Here is a 22,147-nt window from a genome sequence, read left to right on the forward strand (position 1 = left end):
TCCGAGAGCCCGGTCCCCCTGAACGCGCGGAAGTGCTGGAAATGGCACCTCTCCGTGGGCCGGCGGGGCGAGGATCCGACGGCGCCCGGCGGCCTCGCAGATGTGGCCTCCTGTTTGCACTCCTAGGCCTCAAACGACGGATGGACCGACGCCGCCACGCGCCACCGAGCGCTCCGCGGAACGCGTCCGAGCACGAGGAGCAACGCCATGAGGGCCGTTCGATACGCATACCTGGGAGCCGCGATCGCGCTCTGCGCCGGGACGGGCTGCGGGCTGGAAGAGGGCGCAGAGGGCGGAGAGGTCGCGGGAGAGCGCGCCGCCCAGAGCGGTGAGAAGAGCGCGTTCACGGCGGCGATGGACGCCGCCGAGGAGCAGCAGAAGGCCCTCGCCGGCTATGCGAGCGTGGGCTCCTGGCTGGCCGGCACGCGCTACGTCCCGTACGCCAAGATCGACGCCGCGAAGAACGCGATAGTCCAGATCAACGAGCACCTGCGCAAGGCGCAGACGCTCCTCACCGAGGCCCGCACCAAGCATCGGGCGAGCCCGAAGGCGGCCACCGAGTTCGCGCGCAGCGACTACGAGCGGTACAACGCGCTGCTGCCCAAACTCGACAGCATGTCCATCGTCTACAATGCCGAGTACATCCTGCGCGCGTTTTCGCCTTACGTGCTGATCCGCGACCAGGACGTGCAGCCCGTGCAGCTCTGGGATTTCGACTTCGCCAAGGGCCTCGTCCATGATTGCCGTCGGGCCGGCGAGCGCGGGATCGTGGTCCATCGGAACCCACTCACGGGGGAGATCGTCTGGAAGAGCGCGCCGTATCGGCACAGCATCGCGGTCGTGGGCGAGAACGCGGACGGCACGCCCATCTACGAGACCGCCGAGCACAAGAGCGTCTCGAGCGCCTACGACCCCGAGGAGCGCGCCTGGGTCAAGTACGTGGGGTCCCGCGAGGAGATCGCGGCCGCGTCGGTCTACGACGAGGCGGCGGGCGTAGTTCGCCACAAAGAGGCCCAGGAAGATCGCCACGGCATCTGCGGCGTCTACAACCCGGCCAAGGGCGCGGTGGAGTGGCAGGGAGATGGTATCGACGACGCGGAAACGGCCGGTCGGCGCGACTGGGGCTGCGCGGGCTACTACAATCCCGAGACGCGCTCGGTGGAATGGGTCTGGCGGCACTACGGAGGCGCCGCCTGCATCTGGTCCATCGACGGCGACTTCCACACCTCGAACGGGAACTGGGGCTTCCATTACGATCCCAACTAGCCGGGACGCGCTCCGCCCGCAGGGCGGCGCAGCGCGAATGAGCGGTGCCATGCGACTTCTGCCCCTTCTCTTCCTCGGTGCAGCGCTCGGGTGGCTTCCGTCCCTCGGGTGCGGCGCGCCGGACGGCCGCGACGCGGGAGAGCGGTCGGCTCAGGGAGGCGCCCGAGACGACCTCGCCGCCGCCCTCGACGCTGCAGCACTGGAGAAGTCCTCGCTGCTGACGCTCGCCAAGCGCAGCTCCTGGCTCGACACGCGCTACTACATCAGCAAGGCGAACGAGACGACCGCAAGGCAGCACCTCGCCGCGTGGAACGCGCGGCTGCGAGAGGCCCAGTCGCTCGTGCGCCCGGTCGTCGTCTCGCACCGCCGGAACCCCGGAGCGCCCGCGGAGCTGGATCGCTCCGACGTGGAGGCCTACAACGCCGCCGTCGCCGAGGCCGAGGGCCTGACGCTGGTCTACAACGGGGCCCACTTCCTCGCGGGGCTCTTCCGCGGGGTCTCCGCCCGCGCCGCCGACGTGCTCCCCGTCGAGCTCTCGGCCTTCGACTTCGTCGCGGGCTTCGCCCACGAATGCCGCGTGCTGAAGGAGCACGGACTGCTCGCCTTCCGTAACGCGCAGACGGGCGAGATCACCTGGCCCAGCGCCCCGAAGTCGAGCGTCGCCGTCACGGGGGTCAACGCCGACGGCAGTCCGATCGTCCGCTCTCGCGAGCACCACGGTCTCTCCTCGGCGCTCGACCCGGCGACCGGCGCCTGGGAAGTGCACGAGGGCAAGCTTCGGAGCTCGAGCGCCTCGGTCTACGACCCCGTGGAGCGGAAGGTCCTGCATAGCGACAGCGGGATGCACGCCGGGATCGGCGGCGTCTTCAATCCGGCCACCGGGAAGGTGGAGTGGCGATCGGCTTCGGACGCGGGCTTCGCCGGCTACTACGACCCCACGCAGGGCGCGGTGCAGTGGAAGTCCGAGGTGAACAGCGGAGTGGCCTGCATCTGGCGCATCGACGGCCAGTACTTCACCTCGCACGGTGCGTACGGCTTCGAGGACACCACGTACTACCCCGTCTCGAACGGCGATTGACGGACCCGCCGAGCAGCTCGCCAAGGCCGACGCGCGGGCCACCCGGGGCGCCGGTCCGTCGGTCCGCGGCTCCTTGACACGCTACCCGCGCGATGGTGTCGTGCCTCCATGACGATACGACGAGTTCATCGAGCGAAAGTGATCGTGGGGGTGCTGGGGCTTTTGGCGGCGTGCTCGTCGAAGACGACCGGCCCACAGCCCGTGGCCGATGCGGCGGAGGCGAAGGCCCTCCTCGACGGCGTCACGCCGGCCCTCGCGGAGCGCCTGGTCGAGGCGCGACGGGCCTTCGAAGCGCAAAACCCGGGCGGGCCGCCGTCCTTGCCCAAGGCCGACGGGGTGACCTCGGTGACCGTGTCGTGTCCGGGCGGCGGAAGCCTCGTCGTGCAGGTGACCGCGCTGCCGGGACCGCTGCCCTTCAACTTCGGCGGCACGGCGCGCCTCGAGAGCTGCGCCTTCGGGGACTACGTGCTGAGCGGCGAGCTCGCCGTGACCGTCCGCGGAGAGGGCGCAGGGTTCGTGCTCGAGCTGTCGGGCCAGCTCACGGTGAGCTTCGGCGGCCGCACCCTGCTCCTCGAGATCGAGAAGCTGACGATCACCTGGGGGAGCACCACGACCGTGTGCTACTCGGCGACCGTCAAGATCGGCAGCCTGAGCCTCCCGCTGCACGGCGGCACCGCGGGCTGCAGCGGCTCGCCCGACGCGGGCGTCCCTTCCGACGCGGGCGCCACGCCCGATGGGGGCAAGCTCGACCGGGGCGCGTCTTCTCCCGACGGAAACACCACGATGGGCGGGTTCACGAAGCGCAGCTCGAGCGTCACCGGACTCGGCTGCCTGATCTGGGACGGAGCGCGCTACGTCGCGGGTGGCGCCCGTGCGGCGCTCGCCGAGTCCGCCGACGGCCTGACCTGGACCGCGATGTCCAACACGGGTATACCGAGCGACGCGACGATTCGCAGCCTGGCCTATTCGGCGGCCAACAAACGCTACGTCGCATTGCTCTCTCGCACGAGCCCCAGCCTCACGTACGTCTACACCCTGACGCAGGGGCAGAGCAGCTGGAAAGACCTCGATCACGGGGTGAATGGCCATCAACAGGTCATCTGGGCCGGCGATCCCGTGGGCGCGTACGTGCTGCTGACCAGCCAGCTCTATCGATCTGCCGACGGACTGACGTGGACCATCACGGACACCGGCGCATGGCAGACGCCCTACGCGATCGCCTGGGGCGGCACGGGGGCGAAGGTGCTGGTGGCGGGGGATGGCGGGACGATCTTCACCTCACCCGACGCGACGACGTGGACGCCGCACAACGCCGGCACGATGAACCGCATCGCCGCGGCGGCGGGGCTCGGCAAGCGGTGGGTGATCATGCTGGCGGCGAACGCGGGCCTCTACAGCTCCGTCGACGACGCGGCGAGCTGGAAGAAGGTCACGCTTCCCCGCGGCGGCAAGGTGCACAGCGTGCACCGCGCGGGGGATCGCTTTCTCGTCACCACGGTCGAACGGCAGGCCTACTTCTCGACCGACGGAGAGACGTACACCGGGGGTGACGTCTTTCTGCCCTCGCAGGTCCTCGCCGCCGCGGCGAATGGAGACGGACCGCGGATCGTGGTGCTCGCCGGGGGCGGCGTCTACACCGCCGAGAAGTGAGCTCCCCTGCGGGGGCGTCGGGGAGAAGGAATTGACGCCGCGAGGGCGCACGCGTCACGCTTAGACATGGACCTCCGAAGCTGCAGAGCTCCTCTCCAGGCTGTCCGGCGCGGCGGCTGGCTGATCTGTCTGCTCTGCGCGGTGCTCGTGGGCTCCTCCGCCGAGGCCGGGCGCGCGAAGAAGACCGCCAAGGCGGCGGCCAAGACCGGCGGCCACGCGGCCCGCGACGGGGCACGCACCTTTGGCCGCTCGGTGCGCGGGCTCTTCAAGAAGGGTCCCAAGGGCGCCAAGGCGGAGTGGAAGAAGAACGCCGCGCTGACCAAGAAGAACGCCAAGGCGAACGCGCGAGCCACCCGGGGCGCGGCCGGCGAGTAGCGATCGCGCGGGGATCGCCGTTGCTCGCGTGTGGCGTTCGGCTTGCAGGGATCTCGCTCCGCCGGGGCTAGGTGGCGGCTTGACGCGCCACGTCCGCGGCGTCGCGGCGTGCGACGTCACGCCGAGGAGAGATCACCATGCGCGCGATCGTCCGGGTGGCCTTGGCCACGAGCCTCGGGCTCTTCCCTCTCGTTCACGGCACGGGGTGCGGCCCGGAGGGTTCAGAGGGCTCGGGGAGCGAGCGGGCCGCGCAAGGGGGCGCCAAGGACAAGGTGCGCGAGGCCCTGCGCCGCGCCGCCGAGGACCAGGATCGGCTCTTCGCGCTCGGGTCGCGTGGCAGCGTGCGCAAGCAGCGCCTCTACGTGAGTCGCGCGAAGACGCCGGAGGCCCGCGAGCTCGTGGCGACGATCAACGAGACGCTCCGCGGGGTGCAGACGGCGCTCCGCGACGCGCTCGCGGCGCACCGACGCGAGCCGGGGGAGCCCGTCGAGCTCGCCCGCTCGGACTACCAGGCCTACAACGCCTTCCTCCCCGGGCTCGACACCGTGCGGCTGGTCTACGATGGCGACGCGATGTTCGCCGCCTTCGCGGCCGATGTGCCGATCCGGGCGGCGGACCTCGTGGCCGTCGAGCTCTCGGCCTTCGACTTCGTCGAGGGCTTCGCCGGCGAGTGCCGCAAGGAGTGGAGGTCAGGGCTCATCGCCTACCGCAACCCGCGCACGGGGGAGATCTCCTGGCACAAGGCGTGGCGCTCGAGCATCGCCGTGGTGGGCGTGAAAGCCGACGGCAGCCCGATCCTCGAGAGCAAGTGGCGCACGGGGCTCTCCTCGGCGCTCGATCCGGTCACGAGGCGCTGGGAGGTCCACGGGGGAGGGTGGAGCAATCCGTCGGCGTCGGTCTACGACCCGGACCAGGAGCGCGTGATCCACCGCGACGGGGGCTGGAAGACCGGCATCGGGGGCGTCTTCAACCCCGTCACGGGCCAGATCGAATGGCAGTCTTCCTGGAAGACCGGCCACGCGGGCTACTTCGATCCCAGGAGCCAGCGTGTGGTCTGGACCTCGGAATGGAAGAGCGGGGTGGCCTGCATCTGGCGTCTCGGTGACGAGTTCTTCACCTCGAACGGTGGGCCGGGCCTCGAAGACGACGACGACTAACTGCCGGATCGGTTGCGGCCGCGGGGGCGAGCGTGGCGGTCGTTGGCCCCGCCCCTCCTTCGCGCTATTCTCCGCGCTCTCACACCTCACGTTACAGCGGAACGAAGGGAGCGACGCATGAGGCGCGGCAGCGGGGATCTTTCTCGACGACGGACGACCTGGGCGCTCGCGGCGCTGCTCGCCGCATCGGCGTGCGGTGGCTCGAGCTCGAGCACCGACGGAGCGGCGACGGGGGACGGCTCGACCTCGACGGCCATCACCTCGGCCGAGCAGCTCATCACGCGTCTTCTCTCGGCCGACATCATCGGGGATGGCAGCCGCGAGTGGACGGCCACGGTGCTGCGCAGCCCGCTCAAGCGCGAGGATGCCATCGCGCCGGCCAGCGGCACGAGCGCCTTCGTGCCGACGGGGGACTACTGGTTCGCCTTCGTGGACCGCGCCCCGCACGCGGCCTTCGCGCACCCCACGAAGTACGTCTTCGTGGACGTGGCCACGGGGAAGGTCACCGTCGAGGACCAGACCTGGTGGCCGCGCCTGAACGGCAAGGGGCTCACGGTCGCCGGGCGGCCCGTGGCACAGGTCTTCGCGCCGCTCGCGTCCCCTTCTCCAGCGGCGGCGAAGCGCCCGACCGGCGTGGGGGACGCCTCACGCGACGGCACCCTGCGCGCGGCGTGGGTCATCTACCCCGACTACACGGCGCAGAAGGCCGAAGGGCGCCTGCTCGTGGACGGCGTGGGGGCCGGGCAGCGCTACCTGAACGTCGCCGCCGACCTCGACCGCGACGGGAAATGGAAGAAGAACGCCGAGGGACCCGAGTGGCTGGTGCGAAACTTCGCCTTCACGGGGGGCGCGGGCCCGAAGCTCTCCGACCCCTTCGAGCTGCCGCTCGACGCGCAGAAGAAGTTCGCGAACCAGGCCTGGACGCGGGTCAGCGCCCCGGCGAGCCCGGTCGAGGCCAAGTCGTCCGACGAGTGGGACGGGAGCCTCACGGTCACGCTCGACTCCAAGGACCTCTACTTCAGCTTCACCAGCTGGACGGGGCCGGACTGCGACAGCGAGCTCTCCGGGGTCGGCTGCGGGGCCGGGCTCGTGGGCCCGCGCGAGCCGCCCTACACCCCCCCCACGGTGAGGGGCGCCCCCTGCGCCTACTTCTGCAAGCCCGAGGACCAGAGGCTCGAGACCTCGTGCAAGGCGCTCGTGATCAACCTCGGGGACAGCCCGGGAGCCTCGTGGATGGAGGCCGAGATGAACAAGGCCTGGGCCTTCTTCTCGCTGCGCCTCGGGGACGGCGCGGCCACGAAGATCGATCGACCGACGGCGGAGCAGGCGCTCGCGGCGATCACGGCCTTCGTGAAGGACGTGAAGTGCCTGGACGAGGCGCATATCTACCTCATCGGCCACGGCTACGCGGACGGCGGGATCCACGCCGAGAACGGCCACGGCCGGCTCACCCCCGCGCAGCTCAAGGCCGCCATCCAGCAGGCGGCCCATTGCCCCGCCACCATGGACCACAAGAAGAACGAGTGCCGCCAGCCGGGCTACTGCAACCTGAACGTGACCATCATGAGCTGCTACGCGGGGAACTTCCTCAAGGGCGACAGCTCGCTCGGGCTGCCGGGGGTAAACGTCTTCGCCAACGCCTCGTCGGAGGTCGTCTCTTGGGGCTGGATCGACGGGGACGACAAGGGGTTCATAATCGGTGGCACGCTGCGAAGCGCCTTCACGAACGATCAGGCCGACCGCGCGCCGAACGGCAACGGCGACGGCGTGACGACCAACGAAGAGGCCTGGCGCTTCGCCTCGGCCAACTACGACCGCGGCACGAACGATCAGTACAAGAGCGACCCCCAGTCGAGCGTCAAGGCCGACTGCAACTGCGTCTGCGCGAGCAGCACGACCTGCACCGCGAACGACGCGGCGCTCGTCAGCGCCTACGCCATCTCGACGCTGCTCCAGTCACCGCTCTACGCGGCCTGCTTCTACGTGAACCTCGTGCGCATCGTGCACTCCTCGGGCAGCGTGCCGATAAAGAACGTGGCCCACGACTTCACGACGATCATCCGCTACGCCGCGGCGGTGACCTTGATGCAGCTGCTGCAGGTGAACCAGCTCTTCAATAACTCCGACTTCCCCTGCGGCCAGGGGCCGAACGGGTACACGTTGTGCCCGACCGGCGCCTCGCCCGTGCCGGCGGGGGACATGGTCGTCTTGACGAGCGTGCTGGAGAAGCCCGTCCCGCTCAAGGATCCGAAGAGCTACTTCCAGTACGGCTTCGTCTTCGACGCCGACGGGGTCGAGCTCAACAACTACCAGCCGGGGGCGCAGTACCCGAACGACTTCTTCAAGGGCACCGACCGCTGGTACGTGGCGGGCTACGACCCGGCCAAGGGCTGGACGCTGCAGGTCACCGACGCCTCAGGGGGGACGACCAAGCCGCTCGCCTCGGCGGCGCGGGTGATCATCAAGGACAACGCGATGGTGCTCGTCGTGCCGGCGGCCGAGTTCAAGGTAGCAAAGCCCAAGTTCCGGCTGACGGCCTTCCGGCACGGCGGAGACTACGGGATGAAGGCCCCCTACGATTGGGACGGGAGCCTGCTTCCCGCCGTGGCGGACGGCCTGCAGGCCATGCCGTAGGCTGGAGCGACCCCCCCCGACGTACTACGGCGCGAGACCGCGCTTCAGCGTCCGCACGTCGAGAAAGACCTCGAAGACCACGCGCGAGAGCGCCGCGGCCTGGGCCTCCTGGCGCGCGCGACGGAAGCCGACGAGCGGCGTGAGCTGCGCCAGCTGGTCGCGATAGGTCTGGCGGAAGAGCGCCGCGCGCGACAGATCGTAGGCGTCGTAGGCGTGGTAGCTCTCGTCGAGCTTCTTCGCGAAGAGCCGGCTCAGCGCCACGTCGAACTGGCCGTACATGCCGGCGCCCGGCTGGATGCGGTCGTAGTTGGGCAAGCGCTTGTACTCGGGCCCCACACCGATCTCCTTCTCCCAGACGGCGCGGTGGATCTGGCCCGCCTTCCAGGTGGCGTTGGCCAGGCGAATGGCCCAGCGCAGCCCGCGCCGATCCTCGGGCGAGAGGTCGGCCTTCTGCGGGAAGCTGGAGAAGTCGGGGCGGGCCCGGTGCCCGGGCTCGACGAGCCGATCGATGTGCGCCGCCATCTGCTCCGCCGTCACGGTGAAACGAAGGCCCAGGTCCTGCGCCACGACCGTGGCGATGTCCTCGAGCGAGGCGTGGGTCAGCAGGTGCCGCACCCGCTCCTCGTAGTGCGCGCGTTCGGCGGCGCTGTACAGGCGGCGGCCCGAACTCTCGGCGCGAAAGAGCAGGCGCGGCAGCCAGCGGAAGGCCGTGGGGCCCGCCTTGGTGGCCGCCTCCTTGTACGCGGCTTCCTGCTCGGGCAGGGCGTGGCCGTAGGCGGAGAAGGCCGGGGCGAAGGCGGCTCCGGCCTGCTGGCACGCGGCGCGAAAGACCTGCCGAACCCGCGCCGATTGCGGCGCGTCGACGCGACCGAGGCCCTGGAGCGCGAGGAGGGCAGCCTCCTCTCCGACCGCCTCGGAGTAGGTCTGGTTGCGGGCGGCGAAGCGGGCCACGCGCAGCGCCAGCTCGGCCCGGAAGCGCACCTGCTGTCCGAGGACGCGAGCGCGGGCGAGCAGGGGCCGCTGCTTCAGGTCGGCCCAGAAGGCGGACAGCCCCGACTCGAAGCCCACGAGCTTGGCGTGGAGGGTGTTGCGCGAGCGGAAGCTCGGCTGCTCGGCGGCCACGAGCGCGCCCTCCGCCAGCTTCTCGTGCAGGCCGTGCAGGACCGGCCGCGAGCCGACGCGGAGCTCGAGGCCGAAGAGCCGGAACGCGAGGCTCCGGCCGGCGGCGAGGGTCCGCTCGACGAGCCCGGCCTTGGACGCGGGCGCGGCATCCCCGGCCGGCGCGGCCTGCGCCGAGGTCTGCGCGAACGCGAGCAACGCCACGACGGCACCCACGCGAAGCGCCGAGCGGCGGGCGCACGACGGGTGCGGCTGAGACGAGCCCGAGACGATCACGGTGGCTGATGGTTCAAGATCCGCGCCAGGCGCGAGGCGAGGAGCCCGTGCCCCGAGGAGAGCGCGCCGCCTTCTAAGGCTTGGCTTTCTTTCGCGGTGTGCGACTCCGGGCGGCTGGCCGGTCTCCCGTCCCCCGGCTCCGCGTGCCCCGGCCTGGCCCCCGCGCCGGCCGGTCTTCAGGCCCCACCGGACTGCGCCCGCCCTCGAGCCCCGCGAGCAGCTCTCCGACGAGCTTGCGTCGGAGCTCCACGATGAACTGCCCCATGACGTGGAGCGCCACCTCCACGAGGGCCTGCGGCGGCACGGGGAGGCCGCGGCCCCGCAGTCGGCGCACGAGCAGGGCCGTCTCCTCCCCCACGAGCCGGCTCACGGCGTCCCGGTAGATCACGAGGTCGGCGGTCGGGAAGAGCTCGCGCCCCATACCGAGCGTTCGCGCGCGCGCGATGAGCTCGACCAGGCTCGCGTCCTCCGACGAGTACCGCTGACCTCGCCCCTGGCGCGTCGGAGACACGAGGCCGATCTCGGCAAGCGCTTCGAGCTCGTCGGGGTCGATCCCGCTGCGCGCGAGCAGCGCCTCGCGGGTGAGGGCCGGACCGCCGCGCCGAGACTCCAGCGCCGCGAGGATCCCGGCCTCGAGCTCCGCCGGACTCGGAGCGACCTCCGCCTCCCCTCCCCCGCCCGAGACCACGAGGGACTTGATCACGCGAAGTGGAAGGCGCCGGTCCTGTTGCAGCCGCCGCACGAGCTGGATGTGCCCGACGAACGACTCCTCGTAGTAGGCCATGTTGCGCGAGGTCTTGACCGTCGGGCGCGGGAGCAGGCCCTCCCGGATGTAGAACCGGATCGTGGCCGGCGGGACGCCCGTGCGCCGCGCGAGCTCGCTGATCTTGAGGAGGCCGGGGGCAGGTGGCATCGGGCAAGGCTATAGCAGAACCTCGGTGGAGCGACCACCGCGCGCCGCGATCGGCACCTACCTTCGGCGCTTCTTGGCCGGCAGGGGGTCCACGACGAGGCGCAGCCGCCCCGTGGCCGCCTTTTCGAGAATCGCCCCGATCTGGAAGGCCGCGCGCTGCACGTTGATGGTCGTATCGAGCGCCACCTTCGCCGCGTCCTCGACGGAGGCCACGCGGCGGGCGTGCTCCTCGAGCACCCTCGGCAGAAAGCTGCGGAACATGCCGATCACGTCGATGTGTGGATTCAGGTGCCGCGCCGAGCCGTCCATGTTCGCCAGGCTCTTGCAGACGAGCGCCACGATCGGCGGGGCCTGGATGTTGTTCCGGGCGGCGCAGCGCAGCAGGTCCACGAGCAACGTGCCGAGGTTCAACCGCTCGAGGCGCATGCCGTGGTAGCGCGGCAGCAGCCGCCGCACGTCCATGATCCAGCCGATCTCGTCGGCCTCGCGCGTGGGCTTGCCGAGGTCCAGGAAGGCGTGCGCCACGCCGTGGCTGTCCTTCACGAGGAAGTTCAAGAAGACGCGCACGAGGTTGTCCGAGACCTGGCGTTCGATCCGCCCCACCATGCCGAAGTCGAGGAGCGCCACCTTGCCCTCGGGGGTGAGAAAGACGTTCCCGGGATGCGGGTCGGCGTGAAAGATGCCGTCGAGGAAGAACTGCTGGAAGTAGGAATGGGTCAGCACTCGCGAGAGCGTCTCGCGCCGGGAGGTGCCGAGGCACTCGACCGGGGCCTGGGAGAGCGGCTGGCCGTCGATGAACTCCATGACCATTACCGACGGGGTCGTGAGCTCCAGGTAGACCTCGGGCAGGATCAGCTCCGCGCGAAAGCCGTCGAGGTTGCGGCGAAAGACGAGCAGGTTCTCCGCCTCGTGGCGAAAGTCGAGCTCCTCGGCGAAGGCCTGGGAGAGCTCCTCGACGGTACCCGGCAGGTCATAGGTCTCGCCACGCGAAAGGTGCCGCTGCGCCAGGGCCGCCGCGAGCGCCAGGATCTTCAGGTCCAGCCCCACCCGGCGCTCCACGCCCGGACGACGGACCTTCACCGCGACCGAGCGCCCGTCGTGCAGCCGCGCCCGATGGACCTGGGCCAGCGACGCCGCGGCGACCGGCGCGCTCTCGACCGAGCGAAAGGGGTCGTGCCCCACGGCCTCGGCGTGAGCGCGCAGCGCCACCTCCACCTCGCCAGGCGACATGGGAGCCACGCGGTCCTGCAGCCGTTGCAGCGTCCGCATCGTGACGGGTGAAACGAGGTCGGGGCGGGTGGAGAGGAGCTGCCCGAGCTTGATGAAGACCGGACCGAGGCGCTCGAGCCCGTCGCGCAGCCTGCGCGCCGAGGCCTCTTCGTCGGAGGCCGCCGCCAGACGACGCCCGCCGAGGAGCTGTACCAGGGTGCTCTTCTCGAACGCGGCCCGTCCGGCCCACCCGCCGAGCGCCTCCACGATGGCCCGGCTGCGGTCCCAGAGGCTTTCGGGCCCCGTCCCGGCGCCCGCCACGCGGAGGGCCTAGGCCTGCGCTTTTCGCGCCCGGCTGCGCGTCCGGCTCTTCCCCGCGCGCGCCGGTGCGGCCTCGGTCTCCTCGTCCGTCTCCTTGCGCTCCGTCGCCTCGCCGGACTTGAGGAGATTTCCCACCAGGCGGCGCGCATCGCGCTCCAGCGTCTCTCCGCGATCTACGACGTCGTCCACGAGATCCTCGACGGAGGTGACGGCGCGTCGCAGGGCGCGCGCCAGCGGGGTGCGGGTCTTGGTGGCAGTGGCTCGGGCCATGGATTCCTCCGGGTTTGTTAATTAGTAACGAGTACGACTTTTCACTTTGACAGAACGGCCCGGGCTTGGCAAGCGAACTTGACGGGGCTAACGTGCCTCGGCTCAAGAACCGAGGCTGGAGGGTCCCATGACGCTGCCCAACGAGCTCATCGCCTGGCAAATGGACGCACCGCACCGCGAGCTGGTCCGACGCGCGCTCCCCATGCCCACCCCCGGGCCCGGGGAGGTGATCGTGGAGGTGGCCGGCTGCGGCCTCTGCCACACCGACCTCTCCTTTCTATACGGAGGCGTGCGCACCAAGAAGGAAGCGCCGCTCACTCTCGGCCACGAGTTCTCGGGCAAGGTCGTCGCCGCCGGCGAGGCGATGCAGCGGCTCCTCGGCAAGGAGGTGCTGGTCCCGGCCGTGCTTCCCTGCGGCGAGTGCGAACTCTGCAAGATGGGGCGCGGCACCGCCTGCCGCAAGCAGCTCATGCCGGGCAACGACCTGGACGGCGGCTTCGCCACCCACGCGTGCGTCCCGGGGCGCTTCCTTTGCCCGGTGGAGCGCGGGGACTTCGCCCTCTGGGAGCTGTCCATCATCGCCGACGCGGTGACCACGCCGTATCAGGCGGCGGAGCGCGCGAACGTCACGGCGGGGGACGTGGTGGTGGTGATTGGAACCGGCGGGATCGGCAGCTACGCGGTGCAGATCTGCGCGGCGCGCGGGGCCCACGTCATCGGCGTGGACCTCGACGCCGAGAAGCTAGAGCGGGTGAAGAAGTTCGGCGCGGCGGTGACGGTGAACGTGACCGGCATGGATGCGCGCGCCACGAAGGACGCGGTACGCGAGGCGGCCAAGGGCGCCGGCCTGAGGCCCCACGCCTGGAAGGTCTTCGAGATGTCCGGCACCGTCGGCGGCCAGAGCGCGGCCTACGAGCTCCTGACCTTCGCCGGCACGGTGGGCTTCATCGGTTTCACGATGGAGAAGATCCCGGTGCGCCTCGGCAACCTGATGGCCTTCGACGCCACGGCCTTCGGCAACTGGGGCTGCGCGCCGGAGCTCTACCCGGGGGCGCGCGACCTGGTGCTCTCGAACAAGGTGCAGGTCCGCCCCTTCGTCGAGCGCTACCCGCTCGAGGAGATCAACCAGGTGCTCCTGCGAGCGCAGAAGCACGAGCTGAAGAACCGCGCCGTGCTCGTCCCGTAGCGGCGCGCGCACGGCTGGAGGAGGTGTTCATGTTGCTCACCGATCGCGTCGCCGTCGTCACCGGGGCAGGTCGCGGCATCGGCCGGGCCATCGCCGAGCTCTTCGTCGAGGAAGGGGCGAAGGTGATGGTCAACGATCTCGAGGAGGCCGTGGCCCAGGAGACCGTGGCCTCCTGCGAGGCCCTCGCCGGGCCGGGGACCGCCGCCGCGAGCCTGGGCTCGGTGGCCGACAGCGCGTACACCACGCGGCTGATGCGCGAGACCGCCGAGCGCTTCGGCGGCATCGACATCCTCGTGAACAACGCGGGGGTCACGCGTGACGGCATGGCGCACAAGCTCTCCGACGAGGACTGGCGCCTGGTGATCGACGTGAACCTCACCGGCACCTTCAACTGCTGCCGGGCGGCCGCGCCGTATCTGCGGGACGCGGCCAAGGCCGAGCTCGACCGGCAGGGCGAGGTGCGCCACCACCGGAAGATCGTCAACTTCTTCTCCACGGCGGCGATCAACGGCAACCTCGGCCAGGTGAACTACACCGCGGCGAAGATGGGGAACATCGGCCTCACGCGCACGCTGGCCCGCGAGTGGGGCCCCTTCCGCGTGAACGTGAACGCGGTAGCCCCGGGCTTCACCGACACGCGAATGACGCAGGCCAAGGAGGACGGCGACGGCGCGCTCGGCATCCCGCGCGCCCAGCGCGAGGCCTTCATCCAGCGCCTGCCCTTCGGCCGCCCCGCCTCCCCCGAGGACGTGGCGAAGGTCGTGCTCTTCTTCGCGAGCCCGCTCTCCGACTGGGTCACGGGGCAGGAGATCAACGTCTCCGGCGGACACCAGATCCCGTAGCAGGTCCGTCGCCGCCGCTCACACCAGGCGTTCGACCGCCCCCGCCGCCTGGCAGACGGTGATCTCGGCGGTGCGCCCGGTCGCCACATGGTAGTCCTCGCGGAGCGCCTCGCTGACGGCGACCTGCGCCGCGCGCGCGACCAGATTCAGCGTGGCGCCGCCGAAGCCCGCCCCGGTGAGGCGTGCCCCGAAGACGCCGGGGAGCCGGCTGGCGAGCTGCACGAGCAGGTCCAGCTCCGGGCAGCTCACCTGGAAGTCGTCCCGCAAGCTGCGGTGCGACTGGTAGAGCAGCCGTCCGAGGTCGGCGAGCTCGCCCGTCTCGAGCGCCACCGCCGCCTGCTTGACCCGGCTGTTCTCGCTGATCACGTGCCGACAGCGCTGGAAGAGCTCGTGCGGCCAGCTCTCGCCGTAGCGGTGGAGATCGGCCAGCGTCACGTCGCGGAGCGCCTGGAGCTTTGGCTTGTGGACCTGCAGGCGGCGGAGCCCCTCCTCGCACTCGGCGCGCCGCTCGTTGTACGCGCTCGTGGCCAGCTCGTGTCGGACACCGCTGTCGCAGACGAGCAGCGTCAGCTCCTCGGGGAGCGAGAGCAGCTCGTAGTCGTGCGAACGGCAGTCGAGCAGGAGCGCCGACCCGGCCTCGCCGAAACAGGCGATGAAGGGGTCCATGATGCCGCACCGGGTGCCCACGAAGCGCTGCTCCGCCTCCTGACAGGCGAGGGCCACCTCCGAGGGATCGAGCGCCGCGTTGGCAAGCGAGAGAAAGGCCTGCGCGGCGGCCACCGCGAGGGCGGCCGACGAGGCCAGCCCCGAACCCAGCGGCACGTCGCTCGCGACGAGCAGGTCCGCGCCCCCGAGCGGGCGCTCGCGCTCCTCGAGGGTGCGGGCCACTCCGCGCAGGAGCTCGACCCAGGTGGCGCCCGTCCCCTGCTCGTCGTCGTCGTCGAGGGAGAAGCGCCCCTCGGCACCAAGAGTGGCGGAGAAGGCCTCGACCTGCCGATCCCCTCGCGGGGCCAGAGCTACGTAGGCGTAGCGGTCGATCGCCACGGGCAGCACGAAGCCGTCGTTGTAGTCCGTGTGCTCGCCGATCAGATTCACGCGACCGGGGGCGCGACAGACCACCTCCGGCGCGCGACCGAAGCGCTCGCGAAAGGCGCGGTTCACGGCGGAGATCTCGAGGCGCATCACCGGGCCCTCCTCTCGCGCAGGACGTGCAGCAGGTTGCGAAGCGCGCGGCCGGGGTCCAGCCGGTCTCGCAGACGCAGCCTCGGCGCGTGCGCCGCGAGGAGCGCGGTGAGGCTGCGGTCGCCCGGGCCGTCGTCCAGCCGGCGCAGGATGCTCTCGGGCTGGACTCCCGGGTTGAGGCCTGCCCGGTTGCGCGCCGCCGCGTAACGCGGCCGGGAGCTCTGCGTGCGGTAGACGTCCGCGCCGAGCTCCATCCAGCTGCGATAGGTGCGCCCGAGCACCCAGGACCAGACGTCGCGGGCGAAGCGCTCGTCCCCCGGCTGCGCGGCGAGCGAGCCGTGGTACCAGTCCTGCTCGCGAATGCCGTAGAGACTCGGGCGCCCACCGGGGCCGTCGAAGCCCCCCGAGGCGTGGAGCTGGCTCACGAGCCGGCCGAGGCCGCGGTGCTGCGGATGATTGCGCGGCTCGTGCGGGTTCAACGTGATCACCACCTCGGGACGCAGCTCCTTCGCGAGCTCGGCGAGCCGGCGTCCCAGCTCCTTTCGAGGCCAGCTTCGAACGCCGCCCTCCCAGCCGTCCACGAAGCGCGGCTCCGCCAGGTCGGGCGAGAGGAAGACCACCTGCTCCACGCCGTGAAAGCGCGCGGCCGCTCGCAGCTCCCGTCGTCGCGCCCGCGCGAGGTCCGTGGGCGTGCGGATCCCCGGCACGCCGTCGCCGGGAGTGCGCTCGACGAGCGGGTCCTCTCCCGGTCGACGCTCGCCTTCCGGACGAAGCCCCCGGACCACCTTGCCGCGCTCGCCGTTGGTCACGAGCGCCAAGGTCACCCGCACGCCGCGCTCTTTCATCCGCCCGAGCAGGTCCCCGATCATCGTCTCGTCGTCGGGGTGCGCCATGACGATCAGCACCGCGGGAGGCCGCGCCGCCGCGACCGCAGACCTCGGGTTCGCCCCGAGCAGGCCGATGAGAAGGACCCAGGAGAGGATCGACGGGTGCCGCATGCGCTCTCTTTCGCCCCGCGAACGCACCACGCCCCACGAGGTGCAGGTCTTCCATAGCAAGGCCGGGGCCAAGCTATCGAGATCCTCGATAGCAGCTCGTCGCCATGATCACCGGGGCTTCGGCGTGGCAGGGCGTGGCAAGACCCGGCCCAGCAGGCCGTTCTGGCAGGTACGGGGTGGCTCCAGCCGCCACGGGCGGGGCCACGCGATGGGTTTCCGTCCCCAACCGCGCGAGCTACCCGGGTGCGGCGCTCGACCCGGGTACGGTGCTCGACCCGGGTACGGTGCTCGTAGGAATCAAGCCTCGCAGCTTCCAGCCGGTCCTGAGCAGCCAGGTTCGCGGCTTCAGCACCGGCGGGTCTCCGTCGGGCGGCACGGGCGAAAGATCCCTCCACCCGTCGAAGAACCGCGCCGAGCTGCACGCGTCCAGGTCGCGCTTCGGCACCCACTTGCCACGCGCAACGCTATGTTTGCGCGAATTTTGAAGCACGTACGCGAGCGCCGCCTTCACCTCGCTCGGCGTCTTCAGGATGTGCTGGTGGTAGCGGTCCCGAAAGACCCGCCCCTTGCGGCCCACGGTGCGGTTCAGCGCGTGCGCCAGCCGGATCGCCAGCGCGCGCAGCCCCTTCATCAGCACGCCCCGGTCCTTGGCCTCGGTCACGAGGTGCAGGTGGTTCTTCTGGATCGAGTAGTGCGCGAGGTTCATCCCGAACCGCCCCGCCGACTCCACGAACGCGTTTTCGATCGCTCGGAGCTGCTTCTTGCTCCGCAGGTTCGGCAGCCCCCCCACCACCTTCATCGTGACGTGCACCGGAAACCGACTCGCGAGGAGCGGTCGCGCCCGATGCGGCAGTCCGCTCCCCGGCTGCTTCTTCCTCCCCGCACCCTCGCGCTTCCCGCCCCACCCCTTCGCCTCCCGCATCGGCAACGGAAGCTGGGTCGCAGAACCCGCCGGCCGACGCGTGCCCGAAGGCCGGTCATCGCCCGAGGAGGATTTATGTTTGCGCGCCAGCATGATTAAGGCCCATACTAGCAAAACGCTGGTCTGCCGTCAAGCGATCTCCTTGCACGAACACACAAACATAAAGGGGTATGAAGTGAAGACCTCGGAGGGGCCTCGGATACGCGCCCTCTACGAAGAACCAACCACACGAAGAACGCTCCGCGGCGCCCCGATCCACCCCCACCGCCCGCGTGCGCCCACCACCGCCCGCGCTCTCGCCCGCCTCCCGTCGCCCGCCGCCCCCTCCCCTCCCTCGCCCTCAGTCCCCGCTCCCCCCCGCTCCCCGCGCTACAGATCCATCTGCTTGGCGATGATGACCTTCATGATCTCGTTCGTGCCGGCGAAGATGCGCTGCACGCGCGCGTCCATGTAGGCCCGGGCGATCGGGTACTCGAGCATGTAGCCGTAGCCGCCGAAGAACTGCAGGCACTCGTCCACCACCCGCCCGGCCATCTCCGTCTGCCAGAGCTTGGCCATCGAGCACTCCTTCACCAGGAACTTGCCAGCCATGTGCTCGGTGACGAGCTTGTCGATGAAGGCGCGCCCGACCTCGATCTCCGTCGCGCACTCGGCCAGCTTGAACTGCGTGTTCTGGAACTTCGAGATCGGCCGCCCGAAGGCCTTGCGCTGCTTGCAGTAGGCGATCGTGTCGATCAGCACCTGCTCCGCCGCGGCCTGCGAGCAGACCGCCAGCACCAGCCGCTCCTGCTGCAGGTTCTGCATCAGGGCGAAGAAACCGAAGCCCTCCTCCCCGAGGCGATTCGCCACCGGCACGCGGCAGTCCTCGAACGCGAGCTCCGAGGTGTCCTGCGAGAACATGCCCATCTTCTCGAGCTTCCGGGCCTTGATGAAGCCCGGCATGCCCTGTTCCACCACGAAGAGCGAGATCCCCCGGTGCGCGTTCTCGGGGTTCGGGTCGGTCTTGGCCGCGACGATGCAGAGGTCGCACAGCATGCCGTTCGAGATGAACGTCTTCGAGCCGTTCAGCACGTAGTGGTCCCCGTCGCGCACGGCGCTCGCCGTCATCGCCGCCAGGTCCGAACCCGTGTTGGGCTCCGTCATGGCCAGGGCCGTGATCAGCTCGCCCGAGGCGCACCCCGGCAGCCAGCGCCGCTTCTGCTCCTCGGAGCCGAACTTGGACAGGTAGGGGACCACGATGTCCGAGTGGAGCGGCATGGCGAAGCCCGACTCGTAGACCTTGGCCAGCTCCTCCATCACCACCACGGAGTGCAAGAAGTCGCCCCCCGGGCCCCCGTACTTCTCGTCGAGGGACGGGCAGAGAAAGCCCCCTTCGCCCGCCTTGCGCCACGCCGACCGCGCCACGATCCCTTCCTTGTTCCAGGAAGGCTGGTTGGGGATCACCTCCCGCTCGATGAACTGACGAAACGCCTTCCGAAAAATCTGATGCTCTTCACCGAAAACATGGCGGTCCACGGTATGTGCTCCTTGGTTCCAACAAGTGTAGGATAGGGCTCAGGGCCAGTCGACAGGGCCGGTGCTGACGAGCAGCCCTTCCCCGGTCAGCGGGTACTCCTCGAGCAGGGCGCAGACGTCGCGTACCGTGATGGCCTCGAGGCGCGCCGCGTCCTCGGCCAGCGTCGGGGCCTTGCCCACGAGGTGCAGGTTGTCCGCAAGCTGCGTGAAGCGTCCGACAGGCGAATCAGCCTCGGTCGCCAGCTCGGTCCGCAGGCGATGCTTCACGCGCTCCACCTCGGCCGCCGTGGGTCCCTCGCGCGTGAGCCGCTCGGCCTGCTCGCGCAGCGCCGCCAGCGCCCCCTCGGCACGCTCCGGCTCGCACTGAGCCGAGAAGACGAAGAGCCCGACGTCCGAGAAGGGCATGTAGAAGGCGTCCACCTCGGGGCAGATGTCCTTCTGGCGCAGCTCCCAGAAGAGGCGGCTGTTGAAGCCCGTCAGCACGCTCTCGACGAAGAGCACGCGCAGGTCGTCGGCGCGCCCCGCGGGGGCCGGGAAGGCCAGCACCAGCCCCTGCTGCGTGAAGCGGTCGGTCACCTCCTTGACCACGCCCGTCCGAACGCGCGGGGCGACCTGCGCGCGACCGCTCTCCCCCGCGGGCCAGTCGGCGGTCAGCCGTTCGAGCTCCGCCACGAGCGCCGGGGGATCGAGCCGCCCGGTGGCGATGAAGAGCATGTTCTCCGGGCCGTAGCGTCGCGCGTGATAGGCGAGGAGCTGCTCGCGCGTCATGGCCTCGATTGTCTCCTCCGTGCCGAGGACGGAGTGCTCGAGGGGCGACCCCGCGAAGGCCCGGCCGAGCGCCAGCTCGAGCAGCACGTCTTCCTGTTCGTCGTAGTGCTCCGCGATCTCCTCGAGGATCACCTGGCGTTCGAGCTCCACCTCCTCCGCGGGGAGCACGCTGCGCATCATCTCGCCGAGGAGCGCGAGCTGCGCGGGCACGTTCTCCGGCGGCAGCCAGCCGTGGTAGATCGTCTCCTCGTGGCTCGTCGCCGCGTCGAAGTAGCTCCCCAGCCGATCGATCCCCTGGTTCAGCTCCTGCGCGCTCAGCCGCGCCGAGCCCTTGAAGCACAGGTGCTCGAGGAAGTGACTCCCTCCCTCTTCGCCGGGACCCTCGTCGCGCGAACCGGTGCGGACGAGGAGCCCCACCGCCGCCGACGGAAGATGGTCCGCGGGTTCGAGGCAGACGCGCAGCCCGTTCCGTAGCTCTCGCTGGATGATCTCGCTCATGCGGCGCGAACTCTAGCAGAGGTCGGGCCGCGGCGGACGCTTAGAAGCGCACGGGGGCCCAGTCCTGCAGGAAGCCGCCCGCAGAGCTCCAGAACGCGCTCTCGTGCACGATGTCCATCCGCCAGTCGCCTGCGATGGGCTGGGGGCGCTGCCACACCAGGCTGAAGACGCCATGTGAGACGTCTGAACCGGAGAGGCCGACCCGCTGCTGCGCGGCGGCGTCCAGCGCGGGGTAGAACGAGCTGTGGATCTCCGTCGACGGGTTGGTCATCCCGCCGCTCGGCCGGTTGTAGACCTCGTAGCTCCTCAGGCGGAGCAGTTCGGCGCGCCCGTCTGCCGTCGCCACGCCGTGGGTGAGCGTCGCCACCACCGTCGTCAGCCCACGGTTCGCCTGCAGGACGAGCGTCCGCTGACCGTTCACTGCCCGCGAGACGGTCGCGGTGATCGGGATGCCCTGCTGATCGCCCCACTGCTGCAGGAAGGAGAGCGCCCCTGCGACCACCGGGTGATCTCCCGTCACGTGCGCCCCGAGGAAGCGCACGAGCTGCTGGCCGAGCCACCGCCGCTCCCCGCTGCGGGCGAGCGTCATCTCGTAGCCTCCGACGGACTCCGCCGTCGCAGCCTTGCGCGTGATGACCGGAGCGACCGCGTCGCCGGCCTGACGCGCCTCGGCCGGGCCGCCGCCCGCGCACGCCGCGAGTACGAGCGCGACGAGATAGCCTTTCACCGCTGACCGCCTGGAACGCATGAGAACCTCCTTGCGGGACGCGTGGCCGACTAGCAATACACATGCCGCAGACAGCACGACCGCCTGCGCACTCGGGTGGGCAGATCGGTACGCCAGTTGGCTGAAGCGGCCCGGCTTGCGTCCCCGTCACTCGCGTCCGTACCATCCCCGCTCCACCCGAAAGAACGGAGCGCACCATGGAACACCGACAGCTCGGACGATGCGGCCTGCGCGTGAGCGCCCTCAGCCTCGGGGCCATGACCTTCGGCGACTCTTCCACTTTCATGAAGGGGGTGACCTCCGACGACGCCGAGGCGCGACGCGTGCTCGACCGCGCGCTCGACGCCGGCGTGACCCTCGTCGACACGGCAAACGTCTACAGCGAGGGACGCAGCGAGGAGCTCCTCGGGAAGTGGCTCGAGGGGCGACGCGAGAAGGTCCTGCTCGCAACCAAGTGCCGCTTTCAGCTCGGCTTCGGGGTCCTGCCCGGCGGCCCGAACGACTCGGGGCTCTCCCGGCAGCACATCCTCGCGGCGTGCGAGGCCTCGCTACGCCGCCTGAAGACGGACCACATCGATCTCTATCAGGTGCACCTGCAGGACCGCAGCGTGCCCATCGAGGAGACCCTGCGCGCGCTCGACGATCTCGTGCGCCAGGGGAAGGTCCGCTACGTGGGCTGCTCGAACTACGCCGCCTACCGCCTGGTCGAGGCACTCTGGGCCGCCGAGAGGGCCGGAACGGCGCGCTACGAGTCGGTGCAGCTCCAGTGGTCCCTCGTCGTGCGCGGCGCGGAGCGCGAGGTGATTCCGGCCTGCCGCACCTTTGGCCTCGGCACGCTGATCTGGGCCCCGCTGGCCCGCGGCTTTCTCTCGGGCAAGTACCGGCGCGGCGAGAGCGCCCCCGAGGGGACGCGGCTCGCCTCGTGGAAGGACAGCTTCCGGAACCTGGATCAGGAGCGCACATGGTCCGTGCTCGAGGTGGTGCGCCGCCTCGCCGAGCGGCACGAGACGACCCCTTCCGCCGTCGCCATCGCCTGGCTCCTCGCGCGCCCCGAGACGAGCAGCGTGATCCTCGGCGCGCGCACCGTGGCGCAGCTCGAGGACAACCTGCGGGCGCTCCAGGTCAAGCTCACCGGCGACGAGCTTCGCGAGCTGGACCAGGTCTCCGCCCCCGAGTGGGACTACCCCTACAGCTTCATCGCCATGCGCGAACCGTGGTGAGCACCTCCGGCGCCTGGACCT

19 protein-coding genes are annotated in these 22,147 nt (G+C 70.4%); 9 read left to right on the forward strand and 10 right to left on the reverse strand.

The features are described from left to right. Nucleotides 1-207 precede the first annotated feature (207 nt). The 6 genes from IT371_05790 to IT371_05815 all read left to right on the forward strand — a co-directional run bounded on the left by IT371_05790 (nt 208) and on the right by IT371_05815 (nt 8,160). A complete protein-coding gene (locus IT371_05790; protein MCC6747151.1) occupies nt 208-1,266 on the forward strand; it encodes a hypothetical protein in 1,059 nt (352 codons plus the stop codon). 49 nt (nt 1,267-1,315) lie between these two features. After that, nucleotides 1,316-2,344, forward strand: coding sequence for a hypothetical protein (locus tag IT371_05795; GenBank protein MCC6747152.1), 1,029 nt, complete (start codon nt 1,316-1,318; stop codon nt 2,342-2,344). Nucleotides 2,345-2,452: 108 nt separating this feature from the next. After that, nucleotides 2,453-3,994 carry a hypothetical protein gene (locus IT371_05800; GenBank protein MCC6747153.1) on the forward strand — a complete coding sequence of 514 codons (1,542 nt, stop codon included), beginning with the start codon at nt 2,453-2,455 and terminating at the stop codon, nt 3,992-3,994. A gap of 66 nt (nt 3,995-4,060) precedes the next feature. Then, entirely contained in the window at nt 4,061-4,369 is a 309-nt protein-coding gene (locus IT371_05805; GenBank protein ID MCC6747154.1) for a hypothetical protein, read from the forward strand. Nucleotides 4,370-4,506: 137 nt separating this feature from the next. Further along, nucleotides 4,507-5,526 carry a hypothetical protein gene (locus IT371_05810; GenBank protein ID MCC6747155.1) on the forward strand — a complete coding sequence of 340 codons (1,020 nt, stop codon included), beginning with the start codon at nt 4,507-4,509 and terminating at the stop codon, nt 5,524-5,526. Between the two features lie 117 nt (nt 5,527-5,643). Then, a complete protein-coding gene (locus IT371_05815) occupies nt 5,644-8,160 on the forward strand; it encodes a hypothetical protein (GenBank protein MCC6747156.1) in 2,517 nt (838 codons plus the stop codon). Between the two features lie 24 nt (nt 8,161-8,184). Here IT371_05815 and IT371_05820 read toward each other — a convergent pair whose 3' ends face one another. From IT371_05820 to IT371_05835, 4 genes are all read right to left on the reverse strand, one after another. Then, entirely contained in the window at nt 8,185-9,555 is a 1,371-nt protein-coding gene (locus tag IT371_05820) for a hypothetical protein (GenBank protein ID MCC6747157.1), read from the reverse strand. Nucleotides 9,556-9,628: 73 nt separating this feature from the next. Beyond that, entirely contained in the window at nt 9,629-10,468 is an 840-nt protein-coding gene (locus IT371_05825) for a MerR family transcriptional regulator (GenBank protein ID MCC6747158.1), read from the reverse strand. A 57-nt stretch (nt 10,469-10,525) separates the two neighbouring features. Next, nucleotides 10,526-11,998, reverse strand: a complete 1,473-nt coding sequence (locus IT371_05830; protein MCC6747159.1) for an AarF/ABC1/UbiB kinase family protein — start codon at nt 11,996-11,998, stop codon at nt 10,526-10,528. Nucleotides 11,999-12,007: 9 nt separating this feature from the next. After that, nucleotides 12,008-12,268 carry a hypothetical protein gene (locus IT371_05835; protein ID MCC6747160.1) on the reverse strand — a complete coding sequence of 87 codons (261 nt, stop codon included), beginning with the start codon at nt 12,266-12,268 and terminating at the stop codon, nt 12,008-12,010. 160 nt (nt 12,269-12,428) lie between these two features. Here IT371_05835 and had point away from each other — a divergent pair, with 160 nt between their 5' ends. Together had and IT371_05845 are read left to right on the forward strand one after the other, a co-directional pair. Beyond that, nucleotides 12,429-13,454: a 6-hydroxycyclohex-1-ene-1-carbonyl-CoA dehydrogenase gene (gene had / locus IT371_05840; GenBank protein MCC6747161.1), complete on the forward strand. Its 1,026-nt coding sequence runs from the start codon at nt 12,429-12,431 to the stop codon at nt 13,452-13,454. Between the two features lie 29 nt (nt 13,455-13,483). Further along, nucleotides 13,484-14,296, forward strand: a complete 813-nt coding sequence (locus tag IT371_05845; GenBank protein MCC6747162.1) for a 3-oxoacyl-ACP reductase FabG — start codon at nt 13,484-13,486, stop codon at nt 14,294-14,296. An 18-nt stretch (nt 14,297-14,314) separates the two neighbouring features. On the opposite strand, the gene galK is transcribed toward IT371_05845, so the two are convergent. The 6 genes from galK to IT371_05875 form a co-directional block, all read right to left on the reverse strand. Further along, the gene (gene galK, locus IT371_05850) at nt 14,315-15,478 is read right to left on the reverse strand and encodes a galactokinase (GenBank protein MCC6747163.1); all 1,164 of its coding nucleotides are present in this window, start codon (nt 15,476-15,478) and stop codon (nt 14,315-14,317) included. Beyond that, the gene (locus tag IT371_05855; GenBank protein MCC6747164.1) at nt 15,478-16,476 is read right to left on the reverse strand and encodes a PIG-L family deacetylase; all 999 of its coding nucleotides are present in this window, start codon (nt 16,474-16,476) and stop codon (nt 15,478-15,480) included. The genes galK and IT371_05855 overlap by 1 nt, the downstream gene beginning before the upstream one ends. Nucleotides 16,477-16,711: 235 nt before the next feature. Continuing rightward, complete coding sequence (locus tag IT371_05860; GenBank protein ID MCC6747165.1) at nt 16,712-17,398, reverse strand: hypothetical protein; 687 nt, start codon at nt 17,396-17,398, stop codon at nt 16,712-16,714. 369 nt (nt 17,399-17,767) lie between these two features. Then, on the reverse strand, nt 17,768-18,913 hold the full coding sequence (locus IT371_05865; protein ID MCC6747166.1) for an acyl-CoA dehydrogenase family protein: 1,146 nt from the start codon (nt 18,911-18,913) through the stop codon (nt 17,768-17,770). 39 nt (nt 18,914-18,952) lie between these two features. Continuing rightward, nucleotides 18,953-20,179, reverse strand: coding sequence for an insulinase family protein (locus tag IT371_05870; GenBank protein ID MCC6747167.1), 1,227 nt, complete (start codon nt 20,177-20,179; stop codon nt 18,953-18,955). Between the two features lie 40 nt (nt 20,180-20,219). Continuing rightward, the gene (locus tag IT371_05875; GenBank protein ID MCC6747168.1) at nt 20,220-20,927 is read right to left on the reverse strand and encodes a hypothetical protein; all 708 of its coding nucleotides are present in this window, start codon (nt 20,925-20,927) and stop codon (nt 20,220-20,222) included. A gap of 176 nt (nt 20,928-21,103) precedes the next feature. Between IT371_05875 and IT371_05880 the strand changes: the two genes are divergently transcribed. Then, on the forward strand, nt 21,104-22,126 hold the full coding sequence (locus IT371_05880) for an aldo/keto reductase (GenBank protein ID MCC6747169.1): 1,023 nt from the start codon (nt 21,104-21,106) through the stop codon (nt 22,124-22,126). The last annotated feature ends 21 nt before the right edge of the window (nt 22,127-22,147 follow it).

The sequence above is a fragment of the Deltaproteobacteria bacterium genome (assembly GCA_020848905.1).
In the GTDB taxonomy this organism is placed as follows: Bacteria; Myxococcota_A; Polyangia.